This is a genomic window from Mycobacterium sp. PTI7 (assembly GCF_056679845.1).
Genome location: NZ_CM155252.1, coordinates 1909031 through 1929586, shown reverse-complemented (window position 1 = coordinate 1929586; position 20556 = coordinate 1909031). Strand labels below are relative to the sequence as shown.

General features: G+C 71.6%; 23 protein-coding genes. 14 read left to right on the top strand and 9 right to left on the bottom strand.

The genetic code is table 11. The annotated features are described in order from the left end of the window. Nucleotides 1-57 precede the first annotated feature (57 nt). Genes AC1MEY_RS09320 through AC1MEY_RS09310 form a run of 3 tightly spaced genes read right to left on the bottom strand, consistent with a single transcriptional unit; the run spans nucleotide 58 to nucleotide 3219 of the window. Nucleotides 58-984: a sterol desaturase family protein gene (locus AC1MEY_RS09320; protein WP_480231388.1), complete on the bottom strand. Its 927-nt coding sequence runs from the start codon at nucleotides 982-984 to the stop codon at nucleotides 58-60. A 46-nt stretch (nucleotides 985-1030) separates the two neighbouring features. Beyond that, entirely contained in the window at nucleotides 1031-2575 is a 1545-nt protein-coding gene (locus tag AC1MEY_RS09315) for a carboxylesterase/lipase family protein (protein WP_480230365.1), read from the bottom strand. After that, on the bottom strand, nucleotides 2572-3219 hold the full coding sequence (locus AC1MEY_RS09310; protein ID WP_480230364.1) for a vWA domain-containing protein: 648 nt from the start codon (nucleotides 3217-3219) through the stop codon (nucleotides 2572-2574). Before AC1MEY_RS09310 ends, AC1MEY_RS09315 begins: the two co-directional genes overlap by 4 nt. A gap of 173 nt (nucleotides 3220-3392) precedes the next feature. Between AC1MEY_RS09310 and AC1MEY_RS09305 the strand changes: the two genes are divergently transcribed. Together AC1MEY_RS09305 and AC1MEY_RS09300 are read left to right on the top strand one after the other, a co-directional pair. Further along, a complete protein-coding gene (locus tag AC1MEY_RS09305) occupies nucleotides 3393-3734 on the top strand; it encodes a DMT family transporter (RefSeq protein WP_480230363.1) in 342 nt (113 codons plus the stop codon). Continuing rightward, the gene (locus tag AC1MEY_RS09300) at nucleotides 3731-4057 is read left to right on the top strand and encodes a DMT family transporter (protein ID WP_480230362.1); all 327 of its coding nucleotides are present in this window, start codon (nucleotides 3731-3733) and stop codon (nucleotides 4055-4057) included. Before AC1MEY_RS09305 ends, AC1MEY_RS09300 begins: the two co-directional genes overlap by 4 nt. On the opposite strand, the gene AC1MEY_RS09295 is transcribed toward AC1MEY_RS09300, so the two are convergent. Continuing rightward, nucleotides 4029-5228: an MFS transporter gene (locus tag AC1MEY_RS09295; RefSeq protein ID WP_480230361.1), complete on the bottom strand. Its 1200-nt coding sequence runs from the start codon at nucleotides 5226-5228 to the stop codon at nucleotides 4029-4031. The two genes, AC1MEY_RS09300 and AC1MEY_RS09295, sit on opposite strands and share 29 nt — an antisense overlap. A 22-nt stretch (nucleotides 5229-5250) precedes the next feature. Here AC1MEY_RS09295 and lysA point away from each other — a divergent pair, with 22 nt between their 5' ends. The 5 genes from lysA to AC1MEY_RS09270 all read left to right on the top strand — a co-directional run bounded on the left by lysA (nucleotide 5251) and on the right by AC1MEY_RS09270 (nucleotide 11304). Further along, nucleotides 5251-6534 (top strand): diaminopimelate decarboxylase, encoded by a 1284-nt coding sequence (gene lysA, locus AC1MEY_RS09290; RefSeq protein ID WP_480230360.1) that lies wholly within the window; start codon nucleotides 5251-5253, stop codon nucleotides 6532-6534. Nucleotides 6535-6574: 40 nt separating this feature from the next. Further along, complete coding sequence (malQ, locus tag AC1MEY_RS09285) at nucleotides 6575-8731, top strand: 4-alpha-glucanotransferase (RefSeq protein ID WP_480230359.1); 2157 nt, start codon at nucleotides 6575-6577, stop codon at nucleotides 8729-8731. Nucleotides 8732-8795: 64 nt separating this feature from the next. Next, complete coding sequence (locus AC1MEY_RS09280) at nucleotides 8796-9212, top strand: hypothetical protein (protein WP_480230358.1); 417 nt, start codon at nucleotides 8796-8798, stop codon at nucleotides 9210-9212. A gap of 89 nt (nucleotides 9213-9301) precedes the next feature. Then, on the top strand, nucleotides 9302-10201 hold the full coding sequence (locus AC1MEY_RS09275) for a metal-dependent hydrolase (RefSeq protein ID WP_480230357.1): 900 nt from the start codon (nucleotides 9302-9304) through the stop codon (nucleotides 10199-10201). Continuing rightward, nucleotides 10201-11304 carry a PDR/VanB family oxidoreductase gene (locus AC1MEY_RS09270; RefSeq protein WP_480230356.1) on the top strand — a complete coding sequence of 368 codons (1104 nt, stop codon included), beginning with the start codon at nucleotides 10201-10203 and terminating at the stop codon, nucleotides 11302-11304. The genes AC1MEY_RS09275 and AC1MEY_RS09270 overlap by 1 nt, the downstream gene beginning before the upstream one ends. A gap of 13 nt (nucleotides 11305-11317) precedes the next feature. Here the strand turns inward: AC1MEY_RS09270 and AC1MEY_RS09265 are convergent, their stop codons facing one another. Further along, nucleotides 11318-11776: an NUDIX hydrolase gene (locus AC1MEY_RS09265; protein ID WP_480230355.1), complete on the bottom strand. Its 459-nt coding sequence runs from the start codon at nucleotides 11774-11776 to the stop codon at nucleotides 11318-11320. A gap of 147 nt (nucleotides 11777-11923) precedes the next feature. Between AC1MEY_RS09265 and AC1MEY_RS09260 the strand changes: the two genes are divergently transcribed. Both AC1MEY_RS09260 and AC1MEY_RS09255 read left to right on the top strand, forming a co-directional pair. After that, nucleotides 11924-12700, top strand: a complete 777-nt coding sequence (locus AC1MEY_RS09260) for a hypothetical protein (protein ID WP_480230354.1) — start codon at nucleotides 11924-11926, stop codon at nucleotides 12698-12700. A gap of 23 nt (nucleotides 12701-12723) precedes the next feature. Further along, nucleotides 12724-13542 carry an SGNH/GDSL hydrolase family protein gene (locus tag AC1MEY_RS09255; RefSeq protein WP_480230353.1) on the top strand — a complete coding sequence of 273 codons (819 nt, stop codon included), beginning with the start codon at nucleotides 12724-12726 and terminating at the stop codon, nucleotides 13540-13542. Here the strand turns inward: AC1MEY_RS09255 and AC1MEY_RS09250 are convergent. The 3 genes from AC1MEY_RS09250 to AC1MEY_RS09240 are packed head-to-tail and all read right to left on the bottom strand — an operon-like array spanning nucleotide 13525 to nucleotide 15359. After that, entirely contained in the window at nucleotides 13525-13905 is a 381-nt protein-coding gene (locus AC1MEY_RS09250) for a DUF732 domain-containing protein (RefSeq protein WP_480230352.1), read from the bottom strand. The genes AC1MEY_RS09255 and AC1MEY_RS09250 overlap by 18 nt on opposite strands. Nucleotides 13906-13942: 37 nt before the next feature. Then, a complete protein-coding gene (locus tag AC1MEY_RS09245) occupies nucleotides 13943-14506 on the bottom strand; it encodes a hypothetical protein (RefSeq protein ID WP_480230351.1) in 564 nt (187 codons plus the stop codon). Between the two features lie 55 nt (nucleotides 14507-14561). Beyond that, complete coding sequence (locus AC1MEY_RS09240; RefSeq protein ID WP_480230350.1) at nucleotides 14562-15359, bottom strand: nuclear transport factor 2 family protein; 798 nt, start codon at nucleotides 15357-15359, stop codon at nucleotides 14562-14564. Between the two features lie 118 nt (nucleotides 15360-15477). On the opposite strand from AC1MEY_RS09240, the gene AC1MEY_RS09235 reads away from it, so the two are divergent. From AC1MEY_RS09235 to AC1MEY_RS09225, 3 genes are all read left to right on the top strand, one after another. Further along, entirely contained in the window at nucleotides 15478-15837 is a 360-nt protein-coding gene (locus AC1MEY_RS09235) for a hypothetical protein (RefSeq protein WP_480230349.1), read from the top strand. Nucleotides 15838-15916: 79 nt separating this feature from the next. Then, nucleotides 15917-16339 carry a hypothetical protein gene (locus AC1MEY_RS09230; protein ID WP_480230348.1) on the top strand — a complete coding sequence of 141 codons (423 nt, stop codon included), beginning with the start codon at nucleotides 15917-15919 and terminating at the stop codon, nucleotides 16337-16339. A 39-nt stretch (nucleotides 16340-16378) separates the two neighbouring features. Continuing rightward, complete coding sequence (locus tag AC1MEY_RS09225; RefSeq protein ID WP_480230347.1) at nucleotides 16379-18058, top strand: acyl-CoA synthetase; 1680 nt, start codon at nucleotides 16379-16381, stop codon at nucleotides 18056-18058. 9 nt (nucleotides 18059-18067) lie between these two features. On the opposite strand, the gene AC1MEY_RS09220 is transcribed toward AC1MEY_RS09225, so the two are convergent. Continuing rightward, nucleotides 18068-18529 carry an SRPBCC family protein gene (locus AC1MEY_RS09220; protein WP_480230346.1) on the bottom strand — a complete coding sequence of 154 codons (462 nt, stop codon included), beginning with the start codon at nucleotides 18527-18529 and terminating at the stop codon, nucleotides 18068-18070. Nucleotides 18530-18567: 38 nt separating this feature from the next. Between AC1MEY_RS09220 and AC1MEY_RS09215 the strand changes: the two genes are divergently transcribed. Both AC1MEY_RS09215 and AC1MEY_RS09210 read left to right on the top strand, forming a co-directional pair. Next, complete coding sequence (locus tag AC1MEY_RS09215) at nucleotides 18568-19347, top strand: SDR family NAD(P)-dependent oxidoreductase (RefSeq protein ID WP_480230345.1); 780 nt, start codon at nucleotides 18568-18570, stop codon at nucleotides 19345-19347. Between the two features lie 348 nt (nucleotides 19348-19695). After that, entirely contained in the window at nucleotides 19696-20277 is a 582-nt protein-coding gene (locus tag AC1MEY_RS09210; RefSeq protein ID WP_480230344.1) for a peptidoglycan endopeptidase, read from the top strand. The last annotated feature ends 279 nt before the right edge of the window (nucleotides 20278-20556 follow it).

Genomic DNA, 20556 nt, shown 5'->3' with positions numbered 1-20556 from the left:
ACTACCGGCAGGTGCGTATTCCTGATCGAATCGGGGGATCGGCGACGGATTCCGTCGCTAGCCGGTCGTGGCGGGTGCGGCGATGTCGGGCTGGACGGTGGCGGGCGGCGCCCAGCCGGGCGGGCCGAACGCGTACCCGAGCCGGTCGCGCCACCGCGTGGCCCGCCGGACGTCCCGGGCGATCGATGCGTATTCGTGCGTCTGCAGCGTCCAGACGTTGAACGTGTCGATCTGCTTGGTCAGCCCGTAGTGCGGCCGGAACAGTTCGTCCTGGTACGTGCCGAACATCCGGTCCCACAGGATGAGGATGCCGCCGTAGTTCTTGTCCAGGTACTCCGCGTCCATGCCGTGGTGCACCCGGTGGTGCGACGGGGTGTTGAAGACGAACTCCAGTGGGCGCCACAGCTTGTCGATCCGCTCGGTGTGGACCCAGAACTGGTAGATCAGGTTCAGCGAGAAACTCGCGAACACCATCCACGGCGGGACGCCGAGCAGCGGCAGCGGAACCCACATCAGGATCTCGCCGCTGTTGTTCCACTTCTGCCGCAGCGCGGTGGCGAAGTTGAAGTACTGGCTGGAGTGGTGGGCCTGGTGGGTGGCCCAGATCAACCGGACCCGGTGGGCCACCCGGTGATAGGCGTAGAACAGCACGTCCACCCCGAGGATCGCGATCACCCACGTGTACCAGGCCGTCGACGGCAGCTGCCAGGGCGCGACGTAGGTGAACAGCGCGGCGTAGCCGAGCAGCGCGACGAACTTCCAGAACGCCGTCGTCGCGATCGAGACGAGGCCCATCGACAGGCTGGCCCACGCGTCGCGGCGCAGGTACGCCCCCGACGGCGCGCGATCGTCCTCGAGCTGGTCGAGCTTGCGCGCCGCGGTCCACTCGACGATCAGCAGCAGCAGGAAGAACGGGACGGCGAACAGCACGGGATCCCGCATCTGCGGCGGCAGCACGTCGAGGACGTCCCGGATTCCGGCCAGAGTGTCCACGTCGTCACCTCCGAGGGCAGAGCTTAGCGATCGGCGCTCACCGGAAGCTCAGAACGTCCTCGCCCCAGGCGGTCCGCAGCGATTCGTCGGGATCGTCGAGGACGGCGTCGCGCTTGTCGATGACGAGTGTCGCGCGGTCGTCGGGACGATACGGCCGCCAGACCGGGTCGTCGTCGCCGCCCGACGGCTCGCCGCTCGTCGCGAAGCTCAGCCAGCGCCGGCGGATCCGCTCGGACACCGCCATCCCGGCCTTGAGACCGCCGAGCTTGAACGTCGGGTCCCGCGGACCCATCACGAGGTTGCCCCACACGTAGGGCAGTTCGGTCGCGTGCGCAGCGCCGAGGCGGACCAGCCGCAGCATCGGGGTGGCCCAGTCGAAGCGGTACAGGTACACCGGCGCGACGGCCGCATGACCCTGGGCGAACCAGATGGACGGCATGCGGAAGCCGATGTCGCGTGCCACGCCCATGCCCGGCGTCTTGCCGCGGCCGCGGTAGGTGGACCCGAGTTGGGCCTCGGTGGGCAGACGCAGATCCGGTTGTTCGGCGCCGATCTGGTCGAACATCCGCTTGATCGCCTCCGGGGTGATCGGCATCAGCGGCGACTTCATGAAGCGGAAGAGTGCGGCCTCGTTCTTGTTGGTGCCGATGATCAGCGGCACCGGGTGCGTGCGGCCCGCGCGGGCGGCCTCGACCGGATACTCCGGAACCAGGTCACCGTCGACCATCGGTGCGAAGCCGAGCGTCCCGGGTGTGTCGACGGGCACCTCGTCGAAGACCCGCTTGCTCGCGGCGAGCACCTCGGCCAGCGGTACGTCCGGCAGGCGATCGGCCTCGTCCTCGCCGATGCCCAGCGCGTCGAGGAACCGGCGGCCCACGGTGCGGCCGCGCGCCGCGTCGTAGATGGACGTGACCGGTGAACTCTGCGCGATCGCGCCGTGGAACAGGCCCGCGGCAGCGGGACTGGCGAGCAGCGTCGTCACAACGCCCCCGCCGGCGGATTCACCGAACAGCGTCACCCGGCCCGGGTCTCCCCCGAACGCCCCGACGTTGTCGCGCACCCACTGCAGCGCGAACACCACGTCGCGCAGCCCGAGGTTCGTCTCGAACGTGGTGTCGGGCGTGCTGAACGCGGACAGGTCGAGGAAGCCGAGTGCGCCCAGCCGGAAGTTGACCGTGACGACGATCGCCTCGCCACCGCGGGCGAGTGCGCCGCCGTGGTAGAGGGATTGGGCGGCCGACCCCAGGATGTACGCGCCACCGTGCACCCACACCATGACGGGCTTGCGGTCGCCCGGTTCGGTGTCGGAGGACGCCCAGACGTTCAGCGTCAGGCAGTCGTCGCCCTGCGGCGCGCCGAGGTCGATGGGGATCCGCGGGTCGGTCGGCTGCGGACAGGCCGGCCCGACCCTGGTGGCGTCGGCGGGCTCGGTCCAGGGGTCCGGCGGCCGCGGTGCCCGCCAGCGCAGCGCGCCGACCGGGGGCGCCGCGTACCGAACGCCCTTCCAGGCCTTCACCGTGCAATCGTCGACGCCGCGCACCGGTCCGTACGCGGTGTCGATGACCGGGCCGCCCGCCGTCACCGGTTGCGACCCAGCGACGCCTCGCGATCGTCCGGCGAGAAGCCCGGCGCGGCCAACCCGGCGCTGCTGCGCCGCTGGCGCGACACGTAGGCGGTGGTCGCGCTCATGGCCGATGCGACACCCTGGTCGTTCGCGCCGTACGTCATCGAACGCGACTGGTCGAAGCCCATCTTCGCGGCGACGGCGACCGCGTCCATGTTGGCGCCGAGGAAGACGAAGTACCAGGAGTACTCCTTCTCCTGCCGCGCGATGGCGGCGCTGATCGCGTCGTGGGTCCACTCGACGCTCGAGTTCTCCATGCCGTCGGTCATGACGACCACGATCACGTGCCCGGGCCGCTCGTCCTCGGGACGGGCGGCGAGTTCGGCGCCGACGTCGGTGATCAGCTTGCCGAGCGCGTCGTACAGCGCCGTGGCGCCGCGGGGCTGCAGTTCGAGCGGCGGCACGTCCGCGATGGGCCGGTCCTGGTAGACGACGTCGTAGTGCGTGTCGAACTGCGCGAGCGTCACCGTGGCCTCCCCCGGTTCCTTGCGCTGGTCGGCGATGAAGGCGTTGAAGCCACCCTCGGTGTCGGTTCTGATGGACTCCATCGACCCGGAACGGTCGAGCAGGACGGCGACGAGGGTGCGCTGGGGATCGGTCATCGGGACTCCTTCGCAAGACGTGGACGGGGTGCCGTTCACTGAGACCCAGGTTACTCGCGGGCACCGACAACACCGCTGAACAGCACGTTCGCGGCAGCGGCCGGGCAAACACCTGGCGGCCGGCGGCGATGCGTGCCGACCGGTCGCCGCGACTAGGGGTCTAGGTTGGTGCGGTGCGGAAGTGGGTGCTGCTGGCCGCGGCCATCATCAGTGAGGTCGCCGCCACCCTGTCGTTGCGGGCGTCGCAGGAGCACGGCGCGTGGCTGGTCGTGGTGGTCGTCGGATATCTCGCGTCGTTCGCCTTCCTGACCCTCGTGCTGCGGGCGGGCATCGCGATCGGCGTCGCCTACGGAATCTGGGGCGCCGCGGGCACGGCCGCCACCGCGGTGCTGGCATCCCTGGTCTTCGGCGAGGCGTTCACGTGGGTGATCGCCGCCGGCATCGGGCTGATCATCGTCGGCGTGCTGTTCGTCGAGCTGGGCTCGCATCCGGCGGCCGAGGAGACGGCACCGTGACGTGGGTCGTGCTGTTCAGCGCCATCGGCATCGAGGTGTGCGCGACGCTCGCGCTGCGCGCCTCGGACGGGTTCCGCAAGAAGGCGTGGATCGCACCGGTCGTGCTCGGCTACCTGGCGTCCTTCTATCTGCTGTGGCTGACGCTGTCGCTGGGCCTGCCGGTGGGCATCGCCTACGGCATCTGGACGGCGTGCGGCGTCGCCCTGGTCGCCGTGGTCGCGCGCTACCTGTTCGGCGATCCGCTGACCGTCAAGATGCTGATCGGGATCGGCTTCATCGTCGCCGGCGTGCTCGTCATCGAGCTGGCGAGCGCCGGCCACTGAGTGCGCCGGACGCGGCGACCACCAGGATGCCGCAGATCGGCACGATGAGCAGCGCCCACCGCAGGCTGATGGCGTCGGAGACCGCGCCCACGAGCGGCGGTGCGCCGACGAAGCCGATCCGCATCAGCCAGGCGAGCGCCGTCAGCCCGCTCCCCGGCCGGAGTCCGGGCAACCGGTCCGCGCCGTGCATCGCCGCGGGGATCACCGTGGCGATGCCGATGCCCGCCGCGGCGAACCCGGCGATCGTCGACGGCACGCTCGGGAACAGCAGTGCCGCCCCCATGCCGGCCGCGACGATCAGACCGCCGACACGCGCGACGGCGCGTTCGCCGAAGCGGTCGACCACCCGGTCGCCGGCCAGCCGGCCGATGAACTGGAACGACAGCAGCGCGATGTAGCCGAGCACGGCGACGGCGCCGGCCGCCCCGAGGTCGTCGCGCAGGTAGAGGGTGGCCCACGAGCTGCCTGCGTCCTCGACGACGGCACCGGCCATCGCGAGGAGCACCAGCAGCAGCAGGATCCCGTACACCTTCGCCCCCACCCTGCCGGTTCGCTCCGCCGCGGCGGCCTGCTCGCCGTCGGCGTCGACGCCCTTGAGCAGGAAGCGGTAGGCGACGGCCGCGACCGAGGTGAAGACGACGGCGGTGACGGCCAGGTGGATCTCGCGCGGCAGGTGCACCGCGATCGCGCCGGCCGCCGTCGCACTGCCCAGGACCGCGCCCACCGACCAGATGGCGTGCAACGAGTTGATGATCGAGCGGCCGTAGGACCGCTGCACCCGCAGTCCCTGGGTGTTCTGGGCGACGTCGGTGACCGCGTCGCACGCCCCGCCCAGGAACAGGGCCACCGCCACCAGCACGGCCGACGGCGACACCGCCGCCACCGCCGTCGTCACCGCGATCCCCGCCGTGCCCGCGAGCGCCATCCGCGCCGAGGTGAACCGGCGGATCAGCGCACCCGCGGTGAGACCGGCGGCCAGGGCGCCCGCCGGGAACGCGGCGACGACGATGCCGTACGCGGTGTTGGACAGCGCCAGGTCGGTCTTGATCTCCGGCAGGCGTGGCGCGAGGTTCGCGAACAGGGCGCCGTTGGTGAGGAACAGCGCGGCGGTGGCCATCCTCGCCCGGCGGGTGGTCCGGTCCTGCGTCGATTCCACCGTGCCGCCGACCATGTGCGACGACGATACTGGGGCGGTGACCGATCAGCTCGCCCCGGCCGACGACGACCTGCTCGGCCTCTTCCCGCCGGGTTCGCGGCTCGCGGACGACGGCACGCTCGTCGTCGGAGGGTGCCGCCTCGACGAGATCGCCGACGAGTTCGGCACCCCCGTGATCGTCGTCGCCCGTGACGCGCTTCGGCAGCGCGCCCGTGACTACCTGTCGGCGTTCCGCAGCCGCTGGCCGAGGGCCGACGTCGCCTTCGCGTCGAAGTCGTTCCCCTGCACCGCCGTTCAGCGGGTCATGGTGGACGAGGGTCTGCACCTCGACGTGGCGGGCGGCGGCGAGGTCCTCAGTGCGCTGAAGGCGGGCGCGGACCCGGCCCGGCTGATCCTGCACGGCAACGCCAAGACCGACGAGGAGATCGCGCTGGCGGTCGACGTCGGCATCGGCCTGGTCGTGGTGGATAACTTCGACGACGTCGACCGCCTGGAACGCGTCGCCACCGCCGACCGGCCGCAGGCCTGCCTGGTCCGCGTCATCCCCGGTGTCGAGGCCACCACGCACGCCTCACAGGCCACCGGCCACGCCGGTTCGAAGTTCGGGCTGTCACCGGCGCAGGCGCGGATTGCGATCGACCGGATCGAGCGCAGCGCCGTGCTGCACATGGCCGGCGTCCACACCCACGTCGGTTCCCAGTTGCTCGACGTCGACCAGCTGGCGGCGGCGGTGCGGCCGATCGCCGAACTGGGGACGTTCGACGTGTACGACCTCGGCGGCGGGCTCGGCGTGCGCTACACCTACGGCGAGACGGCCCCCGACCTCGACGCGTACGCCGACGCGATGATCGGACGGGCGCGCGAGCTGCTGCCCGCCGGCGCCCGGATCATCGTGGAGCCAGGCCGCAGCATGGTCGGGTCGGCGGCGTGCACGGTGTACCGCGTGACGACGGTCAAGCGCGATGTGCTCACCCACGTCGCGGTCGACGGCGGCATGGGTGACAACCTCGAGGTGTCGCTGACCGGTCAGCGGTTCGAGGCGGCGATCGTGAACCGGGTTCGGCGCGGCGGCGAGAGGGTGTCGCTGGTGGGCCGGCACTGCGAGTCGGGCGACCAGCTCATCGACGGCATCGAACTCCCGGAGCCCGCCGTCGGCGACCTGCTCGCCGTCCCCGTCACCGGCGCGTACGTCTACACGATGTCCAACCAGTACAACGGCGCCCGGCGGGTGCCCGTGGTCTTCGCGAGCGACGGCGACGCCCGGCTGGTGGTCCGTCGCGACACCTGGGACGACCTGCTGGCCCGCGACGTCGAACCCTAGGTGCGGCCCGTACGCCCGCGAACCGGCAAGATCGTCTCCCATGAGCGAACTGCCCCCGACGTTGGTCGACCTGGCGAACCGGTACGGCGTGGCCACCGGCTTCGACGACTGGGTGGGCCGGCACCGCACGGTCGCCGAGTCCACGCTGGTCGCGGTGCTCGGCGCGCTCGGCGTGCCGGCCGCCGACGAGTCGGAGCGGACCGCGGCACTCGACGCCCACATCTCCGATCACTGGCGGCGGTGCGTCCCGCCGACCATCGTCACCCGGTCGGACCGGCCGTCGTCGTTCTGGGTGCACGTCGACCACGGCGCGCCGGTGGGCGTGTGGATCCGACTGGAGGACGGGTCCGTGCGCACGGGCCTGCGGCAGCTGGTGAACGACACGCCGCCCTACGACCTCGACGGTCGGGCCGTCGGCGAGGCCACCTTCGAGCTGCCCGCGGACCTGCCGCTCGGCTATCACCGGCTGCACGTCCAGGCCGGCGACCGCGAGGACGCCGCAACCCTGGTGGTGGTGCCCTCGACGCTGCGTCTGCCGCCGCGGCTCGGCGCCGGGCGGGCCTGGGGGCTGGCGACGCAGCTCTACAGCGTCCGCTCCGAGAGGTCCTGGGGCATCGGCGATCTCACCGACCTGACCGATCTCGCGGTGTGGTCCGCCGGGGTGCACGGCGCGGGCTTCGTGCTGGTCAACCCGCTGCACGCGGCCGCGCCGACGGCACCGATGGAGCCGTCGCCGTACCTGCCGACGTCGCGTCGCTTCGTCAACCCGATCTACCTGCGGGTCGAGGCGATCGCCGAGTACGCCTACGCCCGCAATCGCGGCAAGTTCCAGAAGTCGCGGATGGCCACCCAGGCCCGCGCGGGCGCCGCCGACCTCGTCGAGCGTGACGCCACGTGGAAGAGCAAGCGCCGCGCGCTGGCGAACGTCTACCGCGTGCCGCGGTCGGCGGGCCGCGAACTCGCCTACGCGGCGTACCGCCGGCGGGAGGGGCAGAGCCTCGACGACTTCGCGACGTGGTGCGCGCTGGCGGAGCGGCACGGCAACGACTGGCATCACTGGCCCGAGCCGCTGCGGCACCCGTCCAGCCCGGCCGTGGCGAACTTCGCGTCGGTGCACGCCGACGCCGTCGACTTCCACCGCTGGCTGCAGTGGCAGCTCGACGATCAGCTGACCTCCGCGCAGGCCACCGCCCTGCAGGCCGGTATGGCGCTGGGCGTCATGCACGACCTCGCCGTCGGCGTCGACCCGAACGGCGCCGACGCGTGGGCGCTGCAGGACGTGCTGGCCCTCGGCGTCTCGGCCGGGGCGCCGCCCGACGAGTACAACCAGCTCGGCCAGGACTGGTCGCAGCCGCCGTGGCGGCCCGACCGCCTCGTCGAGACGGCCTACGAACCGTTCCGCGCCGTGGTCCGCTCGGTCCTGCGGCACGCCGGCGGGGTGCGGATCGACCACATCATCGGGCTGTTCCGGCTGTGGTGGATCCCGCGTGGCGTCCTCCCGACGGAGGGCACGTACGTCCGCTACGACCACGAGGCGATGATCGGCATCCTCGCGCTCGAGGCGCAGCGCGCGGGCGCCGTCGTCGTCGGCGAGGACCTGGGCACCGTGGAGCCGTGGGTGCGCGACTACCTGTCCGACCGCGGGCTGCTGGGGACGAGCATCCTGTGGTTCGAACTGGACCGCGACGGTGGCGGTTCGGGCGGGCCGCTCGCGGCGGATCGGTGGCGGGAGTACTGCCTGTCCTCCGTCACCACGCACGACCTCCCGCCGACCGCCGGCTACCTGGCCGGTGAGCACGTCCGGATCCGCCGCGAACTCGGCCTGCTGGCCCGCCCGGCCGAGGAGGAACTCGCCGACGACCGCGCCGAGCAAGCGGCGTGGCTGGCCGAGCTGCGCCGCCTCGGGCTGCTCGGGGGGACGGAGGCGGACACCCCGTCGGTCGACGACGTGGTGCGGGCGCTCTACGCGTATCTGGGCCGCACGCCGTCACGGCTGCTGGCGCTGGCGCTTCCCGACGCCGTCGGGGACCTGCGCGCGCAGAACCAGCCCGGAACGGTCGACGAGTATCCGAACTGGCGCGTGCCGCTGGCCGGGCCGGACGGCCGCACGATGCTGCTGGAGGACGTCTTCGCCGACGCCCGCGCTGCGATTCTGGCCGGGGTGATGCACGATCAGGTAACGCCTGCGCACGAGTGACCGAAGTTCTCGTTGGGACTCAACTGCGATAGGTTCGCAGCGCATCGCGATACTCGGAGGTCACGTGAAGAAACTCGCCGTTCTGGGCGCAGGCGCCATCGCCGCGGCCACGGTCGCGCTCATCAGCCCCAGCATCGCGGAGTCCGAACCCGCCAGCGCGGCGTCGCTCAACGTGGTCGGCGAGCCGTTCGGCCGCGCCATGGCGATCCTCAAGAGCCAGGGCGTCAAGGCGTTCTTCGGCGGATCGGTGGGCAGTGACTACCCGCAGCAGGAGTGCATCGTCTCGCAGCAGAAGATCACCGGCGGCGGCCGCATGTACCTCAACGTCGACTGCACCGAGGCCGCCGTGCTGAACGCCACGGACAACACCCCCGCCGGCGCGGGTGCCGGTGGTGGCCCCCGGGTCGGCGGCAACGGCGTCACCACGGTGACGGCGACCCCGGTCGGCCCGCAGCCGGGGATGCCCGTCCCCGGCGCCTAGCCACGGCTCGCCCGCAGGTATCCGCTACCTGCGTTCCCAGATAACGTCGTAGACTCCGATCGTCCGTTCATCCGACGAGGAGTCTCACCATGCTGCGTCCCCAGCGGTTCGCCACCGAGATCGATCCCGGTCCGGTACAGATCCAGGCCAGGCAGGTCCAGTTCGACGTCGCCGGCACCGCGCTCGACTGGATCCCGGGCCATCCGGTGGCCTCGCACATGATCAGCCTGCTGAACATCGTCCTACCCGCGGCCGAGCGGTGGTTCGTCCAGACATACAACGAGGCGCTGCCGCTGGTGAAGGATCCGAAGCTCGCCGAGGACATCCGCGGCTTCATCGGCCAGGAGGCGACGCACGCCGACACGCACGAGCTGGTACTGCGCGAGTTCATGGAGAAGAGCGGCCTCGACGTCGCCCCCATGCTGGAACTGGTCGACTACATCTTCGAGAAGATGCTCGCCCCCACCGACAACCCCGACCCGAAGCGCCGCATGAACGACCTGTGTGACCGACTGTGGCTGATCGCCGCCATCGAGCACTACACCGCCGTCCTCGGTGACTTCTCCCTGAACTGCACGTGGGACGACTTCGACGCGGACCCGACGCTGGTGGACCTGTTCCGCTGGCACGGCAGCGAGGAGGTCGAGCACCGGATGGTGGCGCACGACGTCGCCGCCTACTTCCACGACAGCTACGTCGACCGCATCCGCGCGATGTCGATGGCCGTCGTCATGATGATCGCGTTCTTCCAGCGCGGCACCTGGTACCTGGTCGACAACGATCCGACCGCCCACGTCAGCTGGTGGCGCATGCAGCGCGAGCGCATGCGCGACTCCAAGCTGGGCCTGCTGCCGCGCTACCGGAAGCTGTTCGGCGCCAACACCTTCACCTACTTCCGGCCCGGTTTCACCCCGGAGCGGATGGGATCGACGGCGCAGGCGGTGGCCTACCTGGCGAGTTCGCCGGCGGCCCGGGCCGCCCACCTGTGATGGGGCTGCGCGACCGCCTGCGCGACCTGCCGTCCTCCCCCGGTGGCGACGGCCGGGCCTGGTCCATGGGATTCGCCCATGCCGCCGTGCACGGGCTGTTCGCGCTGTCCGGCGCGATCCGCAACATGGCGCCCCCGGCCGAGATCGACAGGGACATCCCGCTCGTCGTGGCCGACCGCACTGTCGTCGCCCACGACCAGGACGTGATCGCCCTGCGGCTCACCGCACCCGACGGGACGGAGGTGCCGCCGTGGCATCCGGGCTCCCACATCGACGTCCGGCTCCCCAGCGGGCGGCTCCGGCAGTACTCGCTGTGCGGCGATCCCGCCGACCGGCACGCCTACCGGATCGCGGTGCGCCGCATCCCCGCCGGCGGCGGCGGGTCGATCGAGATCCACGACGCCCTGCACGTCGGCGCCCGGATCACCACGAGCGGACCGCGAAACGCGTTCCCGCTCAGCGTTCCCGGTTACGGCTCGCCGACCCGTCGGGTCCGGTTCGTCGCGGGCGGCATCGGCATCACGCCGATCCTGCCGATGCTCGCCGCCGCCGAGGCACTGGGGGTGGACTGGTCGATGATCTACGTGGGGCGCAACGTCGACAGCCTGCCGTTCCTCGACGAGGTCGCACGTTTCGGCGACCGCATCCAGATCCGCACCGACGACGACCACGGGGTGCCGACCGCGGCCGACCTCGTCGGCGACTGTCCGGACGGCACCACGGTCTACGCCTGTGGGCCCGCCGCGCTGCTGACCAGCGTGCGCGCGCACCTCGTGGGCCGCGACGACGTCGAGCTGCACTTCGAGCGGTTCGCCGCGCCACCGGTGGTGGACGGCCGCCCGTTCAGCGTGGCCGTCCCGACGACCGGCGGCCGGGTGGCCGTCGCCGCGGACGAGACGCTGCTGTCGGCGCTGGTGCGGTCGGGCGTACACGTGCCGTACTCGTGCCAGCAGGGGTTCTGCGGCACCTGCCGGACACGGGTGATCGCCGGCGCCGTCGACCACCGCGACACGCTGCTCACCGAACCCGAGCGCGAGGCCGGGATGATGCTGGTCTGCGTGTCACGGGCGTCCGACGACGACGAGCTGGTGCTGGACCTCTGAGGCCGGGCCGGCCTCAGAGCCGCTCGAGCAGCCCGTCGAGCACCGGCAGCTGGCCCTTGAGCAGCTTGACTCGGGCCGCGTCGGCGGAAAGCCATGCGACGCGGTCGATCTCGGGGTACTCGCGGATGCGCCCCGAACCCTTCGGCCACTCCAGCTCGAACGTGTTGCTGACGCTGTCGGTGACGTCGAGGTCGCCGCGCACCGCGAATGCCGTCACCACCTTGCCGCCGGGCTGCCTGACGGGCGGCAGGTCGATGCGCGGCCCGTCCGGGGCGTCGAAGCCGATCTCCTCGCGGAACTCCCGCCGGGCCGCCGTCCACGGGTCCTCGTCGGGGTCGTACTCGCCCTTCGGGATCGACCACGCGCCGTCGTCCTTGCGCGCCCAGAACGGTCCGCCGGGGTGGCCGAGCAGCACCTCGACCCCGCCGTCGGCGATCCGGTACAGCAGCAGTCCCGCACTCAGCTTGGGCACGTCCACCCGTTCCTTCCCGTTGCGCCGAAACTGCGGTGGGACCGAGGTTTCGGCGTCCGACACGATCTCACAGCAGGCTCGGCGTGGTCAGTATCGCCCTCACCTGCGCGGCTTGGCACTCCCCTCCAGATACCGGATGCTGGAGGGGTGACGAGTCCGGGACCGTCCCGCCGCCGGGAGTCACTCCGGGCGCTCGACCTGCTGGCCCACACCGGTGTCGCCGCTGCGCATCTCGGCGTCTTCGCCACCGTGCGCCGGCTGATCATCGGCAGGCGGCTGACGGTGCGCACGGCCGACGGCGACCTGACGCTGACCGTCACCGAGCTGATGTCCCGCCCCGGGTTGCGCAGCATCGCCGCGGGCCGGCTGGGCGACGTCCGGCTGACCGCCCGCGACGTCCGGTGGCAGGGACACCACGTCGACCGGGCGACCGCCGTGCTGCGCGACGTGCGCCTTCGCACCACGATGCCCCCGGTCCTGGTCGCCGAGCCGGTCGAGGTGACGGTGGACGTCCCCGCGCCCGCCCTGACCGACCTGTTCCGGTGGGCCGCGCCGCGATGGTCCGGACGGGTCGACGACGACGGGATCGCGACGGTCGGGTTCGCCCGCGGCGCGACCGCAGGCCGGGTGGAGGTCGAGACGCGGCTGGACGGCACGACCCTGTGGCTGCTGCCCCGCGCGGTCGTCCGGCGCCGCCGCTGGTCGCTGCCCGCCCGCACCCCCGGTTATCCGATCCAGCTGCCGGAACTGCCCGGCGGCACGACGATCTCGGCGGTCGAGGTGCTGCCCGGCACGGTCCGCATCAGCGGGGTCCTGCCGCGGTGGCAGGCCGACGTCCCGCGGACCCGGCTGGACGACCTCGTCGCCCAGCTGAGTGCGGTCGGCCGTCCGCTCACGCTCATCTGGCCCGCCCGGGAGCGGTGAGCGCGGCTCGCTAGAGTTTCGGCGTGACGCAGACCCCCCGCGCCTACACCCGGTACGTGGCGCTCGGCGACAGTCAGACCGAGGGCCTGTGGGACGGGAGCGACGCGACGGGATTGCTCGGCTTCGCGGATCGACTCGCCGTCCACCTCGACACACTGCACCCGGGGCTGCTGTACGCCAATCTCGCGGTGCGCGCCAAGCGGATTCGCGACGTCATCGACGAGCAGCTGCCCGCGGCGCTGGCGATGCAACCGGACCTGATCACGACGTGCATCGGGATGAACGACGTCACCCGACCCGGGCGGACGTTCGAGCGTGCCCTGGCCGACCTCGACCTGCTGCACCGGGAAGTCGCCGGGTCCGGGGCGACGGTGGTGACGACGACGTTCCCCGATCTGGCCCGCATCCTCCCGGTCGGCCGGTTGATCGCCGACCGCGTGAAGTCGATCAACGCCGCCATCCGCAGCGCGGCCCGCGAGCACGGCTTCCGCCTGGTCGACCTGTACGGGGCGCCGTCGATGGTCGACACCGACACCTGGAGCGCCGACCGCGTGCACGGGTCACCGCGGGGGCACGCCCTGTTCGCGGCCGCGGCCGCCGAGTCACTGGAGCTGCCCGGCAGTGATCACGGGTGGGCCGTGATGCGGCCGGACGTGGTGATGCCGGGCCTGGGCTCGCGGATGGTCTCGCAGGCCATGTGGGGGCGGAACCTGTTGATGCCGTGGGTGTGGCGGCATGCCCGCGGCAGGTCCGGCAGCGACGGCAAGGGACCGAAGCGGCCCGAGCTGGCCGGCGTGCGGGACCTGGCGGCGCGCGCCGAACGGTCAGAAGCCGCCGAGTAGGCCGAACGGGATCGGGTTCTGGCCGTTGCCAATCGCGGCGACGGCGCCGGGGCAGAACATCGAGATGGCGAGGCCGGTGAACATGGTGGCGGGACCCATCGACATGCCCGCGGCGTTGGCGACCTGCGAGGCCGCGTCGGCGGCGGTCTGACCGGGCTGCGACAGCATCGGGCAGACCGACTGGCCGAGTGCGACGGCGTCGCCCGGGTTGGTCTCCGTCATCGCGACACCGGCACTGCCCAGCGCGTCGAGGAACGCGTCGTCCATCGGATCGGCGTGCGCGGGTGCGGCGGCCAGGACGGCGGCGGCGGCGATGCTGGTGGCGGCGACGGCCAGACGGGCAGACGAGATTCGGCGAGACACGAGGTGAGCGTACGGGCGTTCGGGGCGGACCGCCCAATCAGACGCCGGTCCACGTCTCGTCGAGTTGCTCGGAGACGTCGATGACCTTGGCCCGGTGCGACTCGGGGCTGTCGATCTCCCCGGACACGTGCGCGGCGATGAAGCGCTTGATCTCGGCGTCCACCCCGCCGACGATGCGGACCACCTCGGCGCGCAACGACTTCGACGTCACGTGGATGGCGATGTCGGCGGCGCGCGGCTTGTGCACGTCGAGGATCAGCAGCAGCGGCTCGGCGGCCAGGGCTTCGGCGCGCAGCGCGATCTCGCCGAACACCATGAACCGGGGCTTGTCGATGCGCAGGTCGACCACCATGTCGATCTCGAGCGGGATCCGGATCGCGAACGTGATCAGCTCCCCGACGTGCCGGGTGACCTGGGGCGTCTGGATCTTGACCCGGGCGGTGACCTTGGCGATCTTGCCGGGACCCTGGGCGATCGGGCCCATCTGGAACTCGTCACCGGCGATGGCGGCGATCGCATCGCCGACGCGCTGCTCGGACACGGCGACCTCGAAGAACTTGCGGCCGAATTCCTCGTAGGTCAGATACTGGTGGTCAGGCATGGTCCTGCTACGTTCTCACGTCCGCGTGGCCAGTCAACCCAACCCGCCGGAAACGTCACGCCGTCTGCGTGAACAGCCGGATGCTCCCGATCGTCGCGGGCCGCCCGGTGACGTCGGCGACGAGGATTGCCCGGCGGCCGTCGGAGTCCACGGTCACCGCGACGCAGTTCCCCGCCGCGATCGGTCGCGACCATCGACCTCCGGCGAGGCGTTCCACCAGTCCGGAGCTGCCGATCCGGGTGTCGTCGCCCAGCGTGACGGACGCCGCGTCGCAGAGTCGGCGCCGCACCGCCACCTCGTCTCCGGCGCACGCGTCGTCGAGCAGGTCGGTCACCGCGCGGGCGCCCCGGGCGCCGACGCCGCGAAAGCCCGACGCGAAGCCCGCGGCACCGCCGACACCCTGGTTGCGCAGCAGGCCGACGGCGAGCGCCGCACCGGCCGGCACCGCCGCGAGTCCACCGCGTGCGAACCGGGCCACCATCGCCGGCAGCTCCCAGTGCGCCCGGAGGCGGCCGATCGCGAGGTCGGAGCCCACCAGGTCGTAGCGGAGGTAGGCCGGGATGGTCATGGTGAGCGCCGCCGCCATGGTGACCTCGAGGTCGAGGGCACGGACGACGGTCGGTCCGGCGACCACGTCGAGGTCGCGGTGGAAGACGATGTCGCGGGGCCCGATGAAGGTGTCGTAGAAGCGGCCGATCTCGACGTGCCCGCGGTGAGGTCTGGACCCGACGGGGTCCTCGACGCTGCCGTCGGGCGCGAACAGTCCCACCCAGCCGGACCGGTCGTGCGCCCCGGCCGCCGCGGGCGAGCGTTCGACGGCGGCGAGCAGGTCGGCCGCGGTGTGATCGGACACGGGCTCATCGTCCCTCGTGGTGGTGCGCCGCAGGTCGGTCGTGGCGAAGTTCGCCGCCGACGCGCACACTGGGAGAAACGTCCACGTCGGCTGGACGATCAGTACGAGGAGGACGGCGATGAGCCAGAACGGACCGTTCGGCATCAACCCGGAGGACTTCGACCGGGCCATCCGCGAGGCCGGCGAGGGCCTGCGCGACGCGATGGACAAGATCGGGCGCGGCGCGAACTGGGCGACGCTGCTCGACGACTTCACCCGGACGTCGCGGCCGAAGCCCCAACCGGAGACCACGGGCGACAAGGGCGACGGCGTCTGGGCCATCTACACGATGGACGGCGAGGGCGGCGCGCACATCGAAGAGGTCTATCCCGACGAGTTGGAAGCGTTGCGCGCCAACAAGAACAACACCGATCCGACGCGCAAGGTGCGCTTCCTGCCCTACGGCATCGCGGTGAGCGTCCTCGACGCCAACGAGTGACGCGCGCGAAACAACCCGATACTCCTCGACCGGCGCCGCCCACCCGTTAGGCTTTGCCACGACGTCGAGGAGGCACCACATGTTTCGCGAGTTGACCGTTGCCGCAGCAGCCCTGGCTGCGGCCGTCACGCTGGCCCCCACCGCCTCCGCGGATCCGGGACCGATGTTCCCGGACGATCCGGGCCGCTACCCGTCCGACCCGCCGGGCACGGTCTACGGCGCTCCGCTCAGCGGCCCCTGCGACAACTATCAGCTGTTCACGTTCGGCCGCGGCCGCGGCGGTCAGCCGATGGTGTGCCACTACATCCCGAACCAGTGGCCGCCCGTCTACACGGGCTTCTGGGTCGCGTCCTACCCGTTGCACGGCCAGCAGGACATCGGTGCGCCGTGCCCCGGACCCAAGTCCGCGGCGCAGGCGCCGGACGGCCGGCCCATGGTGTGCCTCGGCGCGAAGGGGTGGCAGCCGGGCACGCTGACGGGCGCCGGATTCTTCCCGGGCTGACCCCGCCCAACCTCGACCATACGGTGACCGCCGGGATGTATGGTCGTGCTCGTGAACGGTGACGTGACCTTCAACCTGTCCGACGTGTTCGGCTCGGTCGCCCGGGCCATCCCCGACGAGACGTTCCTCGTCTGGCGGGACCGCCGGATGACGTACGCCGAGATCGACGGACGCATCACCGGGTTCGCCAACTACCTGGCCTCGCTCGGGCTCGGTGCCCACACCGAGCGCGACGGCCTCGCCGGTCACGAGTCGGGCCAGGACCACCTCGGCATCTACCTGCGCAACGGCAACGAGTACCTCGAGGCCATGATCGGGAGCTTCCGCGCCCGCGTCGCCCCCTTCAACGTGAGCTACCGCTACGTCGAGGAGGAACTGCTCTACCTGCTCACCGACTCGAACGCGCGGGCGCTGGTGTACCCGTCGGAGTTCGCGCCGCGCGTGGCGGCCATCCGCGACCGGCTGCCCAACCTGTCGGTCCTGATCCAGGTGGCCGACGACTCGGGCAACGACCTGCTGCCCGGGGCCGTCGACTTCGAGTCGATCATCGCGACGCCCGCCCCGGACGGCGGCCTGCCTGCGCCCACCGGCGACGACCTCTACGTGCTCTACACCGGCGGCACCACCGGCATGCCGAAGGGCGTGCTGTGGCGCCAGCACGACATCTTCCTGTCGTCGATGGGCGGCCGGCCCTGGGGCAGCGATCAGCCGCTGCGGTCCTACGACGAACTCGCCGTCAAGGCGAGCGCCTCGCCGGGCGCGATGTCGCTGCTGATGATCCCGCCGCTCATGCACGGGGCGGCCCAGTGGGCCACGTTCAACATGGTCACGATGGGCGGCCGGGTGGTCATCCCCGACGACGTCGAACGGATGCGCCCCTCGGCGGTGCTGCGGTTGGCGGAGCGGGAGGGAGTGCTGTCCATCCCCGTGGTCGGCGACGCGATCGCCCGGCCACTGGTCGACGAGATCGAGCGCGGCGACTACGACCTGTCCGGCCTCCTCACCATCTCCAACGGCGGCGCACCCATGTCGCCGACGGTGCGTGCCCGCATCCTCGCCGCACTCCCCCACGTCATGGTCATGGACGCGGTCGGCGCCTCGGAGTCCGGCGCGCAGATGAGCACGTTCAACGCCGCGGGGTCGGAGTCCGCGCCCGCCACGTTCACCCCACAGTTCGACACCGCGGTCGTCTCGGCAGACCTCGATCGGGTGTTGCAGCCGGGCGAGGGGCCGGGCTGGCTGGCCCGCCGCGATCTCATCCCGCTGGGCTACCTGGGCGACGCCGAAAAGACCGCGCGCACCTTCCCCACCGTCGACGGCGTCCGCTGGTCGGTGCCGGGTGACCGGGCCAACGTCCTCGACGACGGCCGGATCGAACTGCTCGGCCGCGACTCGGTGACCATCAACTCCGGCGGCGAGAAGATCTTCGTCGAAGAGGTGGAACGCGCGGTGGCCGCACACCCCGCCGTCTACGACGTCGTCGTGGTGGGCCGGCCCTCGGAGCGGTGGGGCAGCGAGGTCGTCGCCGTCGTCCAGTTCGCGGACGGCGCGTCCGCCACCGACGACGAGCTCGCCGAGGTCTGCCGTACCGCGATCGCGCGCTACAAGATCCCCAAGGCGTTCGTCCGGGCGGAGACCATCGTGCGATCGCCGGCGGGGAAGGCCGACTACCGCTGGGCCAAGGGCGTCGCGACGGAGGCGGGCGCGGCGGCCGGGTAGCTCCGTGGGCTACCCGAAGTGCCCGCGGATGCCCGCGAACAGCTCCGCGTGCGCCGCGACGGCCCGGCGGGCGGTGATGCCCGACAGCGGTCTGGGGGCGTGGATCCGCAACCGCTCCACGAGTCGGGTGCCACCGGCGACCGCGACGAACGACACCGTGCCGTACAGGCGGACCGCGGGGAACTGCCGAGCCTCGGTGCGCACGTCGCCATCCCGCGGAACGGTCACCACCGCGTCGTAGACGATCGGCAACCGCAACGGACCGAACGGGATTCGGTCGCGCACGCGGTATGTGCGTTCGTAGCCGTCGGCGGTCTCCCGCCGATGCGTCGTCCGCACGGACACCACGAGGGGATGGAGTTCGGCGACCTCGTCGAGGTCGACGTAGAAGTCGCGCACCACGTTCGGCGCGGCGGGCACGACCTCGGCGACCACGTGATCGCTGCTGCTCGTCCATCGTCTGCGCGTCACCACCCGAATGTATCCGTGCGTTGGATAGCCTCGTGTCGATGACGGAGTACTCGCATTCCTCGTCCCTGGCCGGCAAGGCCGTCATCGTCACGGGCGCCGCCCGCGGTGTCGGCCGCGGCATCGCCCAGGCACTGGTGACCCGGGGTGCGTCGGTGCTCGGCATGGACCGGGACGCGGACGGACTCGCCGCCACGGCCGAGGGGTTCGCCGCCGCGGGCGCGACCATGGAGTGGTTGGTGGCGGACCTCCGGGATCCGGCCACGCCGGCCCTCGTGGTCGAGGCTGCGACGAGCAGGTTCGGACGGGTGGACGCGCTCGTCAACAACGCGGTCGCCACGAACGAGCCCAAGCCGCTCGTCGACATCACCGCCGAGGATTACGACCTGGTGTTCGACACCGCTCCCCGCGCCACCTTCTTCCTGATGCAGGCCGTCCACCCGGTGATGGCGGCGGCCGGCGGTGGAGCGATCGTCAACCTGGGCTCGGCCTCGGGCACGGGTGGCCAGTCGAAGTTCGCCGCCTACGCCGCCGCCAAGGAGGCGGTGCGCGGCATGTCGAAGGCGGCCGCCCTGGAGTGGGGCCGCGACAACGTACGGGTCAACGTGGTCTGTCCGTTCGCGAACTCCGAAGGCGTTCAACTGTGGGAAACGTTGGCGCCGAAGGACTTCGAGCGGGCCGTTCGATCCGTGCCGCTGCGCCGTGTCGGGAGGACGGTCGAGGACGTCGGTGCCGTCGTGGCGTTCCTGGTCAGCGACGACGCGGATTACATCACTGCGCAGACCATCCACGTCGACGGTGGCTCCGGCGTACACCGCTGACGTCCTGACCGTCGACCCGTCTGGATCGATTCACCACGCGCGCCACTCGCCCGGAAGTGCAGAACGGGCAACGCCTTCGAGTACCGGACGCGACGAAGACCCCGGCCGCCGTGGCACGTCGACCGGTAACCCATCTAACATCGCCGTGAACAGCGGTTTTCGCCGCGATATCGACGCGGTCGTCGAAAAGCTGGGTACGGCACCGGGAGCCGGATCCGTCGCCGAGTCGGACGGCGAAACCGCAACGCGGCCAGCAGAATCTGTCGCCCAGGGCACTGAAAGCCGTCAAACGTGACCGCAGCCACAGATTTTGGTGTGCCGCAAAGGTCGTTGCTAGCGTCCGGCCGCATGATTGGTTTAGCGACCGCAGCGTTGATGACGCTCGTCAATCAGGTCTCGGGGACGCCGTACGTCTCGGGTGGCGACTCCCCCGCCGGCACGGACTGCTCGGGTCTCGCATCGTGGGTGGCCAACGCCGCCACCGGACGGCCCGTCTACGGCGACAGGTTCAACACCGGAAACCAGGAGTCGGCACTGCTCGCCCGCGGCTTCAGGTACGGCTCGGAGCCCGGCGCCCTGGTGATCGGCTGGAACGGCGGCCACACGGCCGTCACGCTGCCCGACGGCACGCCGGTGTCCAGCGGCGAGAGCGGCGGAGGCGTCCGCGTGGGCGGTGGCGGTGCCTACCAGGCGCAGTTCACCAAGCACATGTACCTGCCCGTCGAGGCGCTCGACCCCCCGGTCGACGCGCCCCCGCCACCGCTCGACCCGTTCGCGCCGCCCCCGCCGCCCGCCGGCGTGCCCGCCCCCGATCCGGCCCTGGCACCGCCGCCTCCCGGCGTGGAACTCCCGCCGGTGCCACCCGAGGCCGTGCCGGCGCCGGCACCCGATCTCGTGCCCCCGCCACCTGCGCCGCCCACCGCGATCTGAACTACTCCTCGACACCGCCGCCCCAGCAACGTGATTCGTCTCGCACGCCGGCACTCGCAGCCCGCCAACCGGTAGGCGCCGCCCCACGGCACGACCCTCAACCCCGAGATCCATTGTCCGCGCGCCGCGCACCGATCCGCGCGACGGAGCAGGCGACGCGGTCCTGCGCGTAAGGCCCCGAAACCGGTTACTCGGGCGTCTATTTCGCCGTGCCCGGCAAACCGAGGGGTTTACACTCGGGTCGCTCCGGGTAATCCGGGCGACGCAACGAGGCGCAGG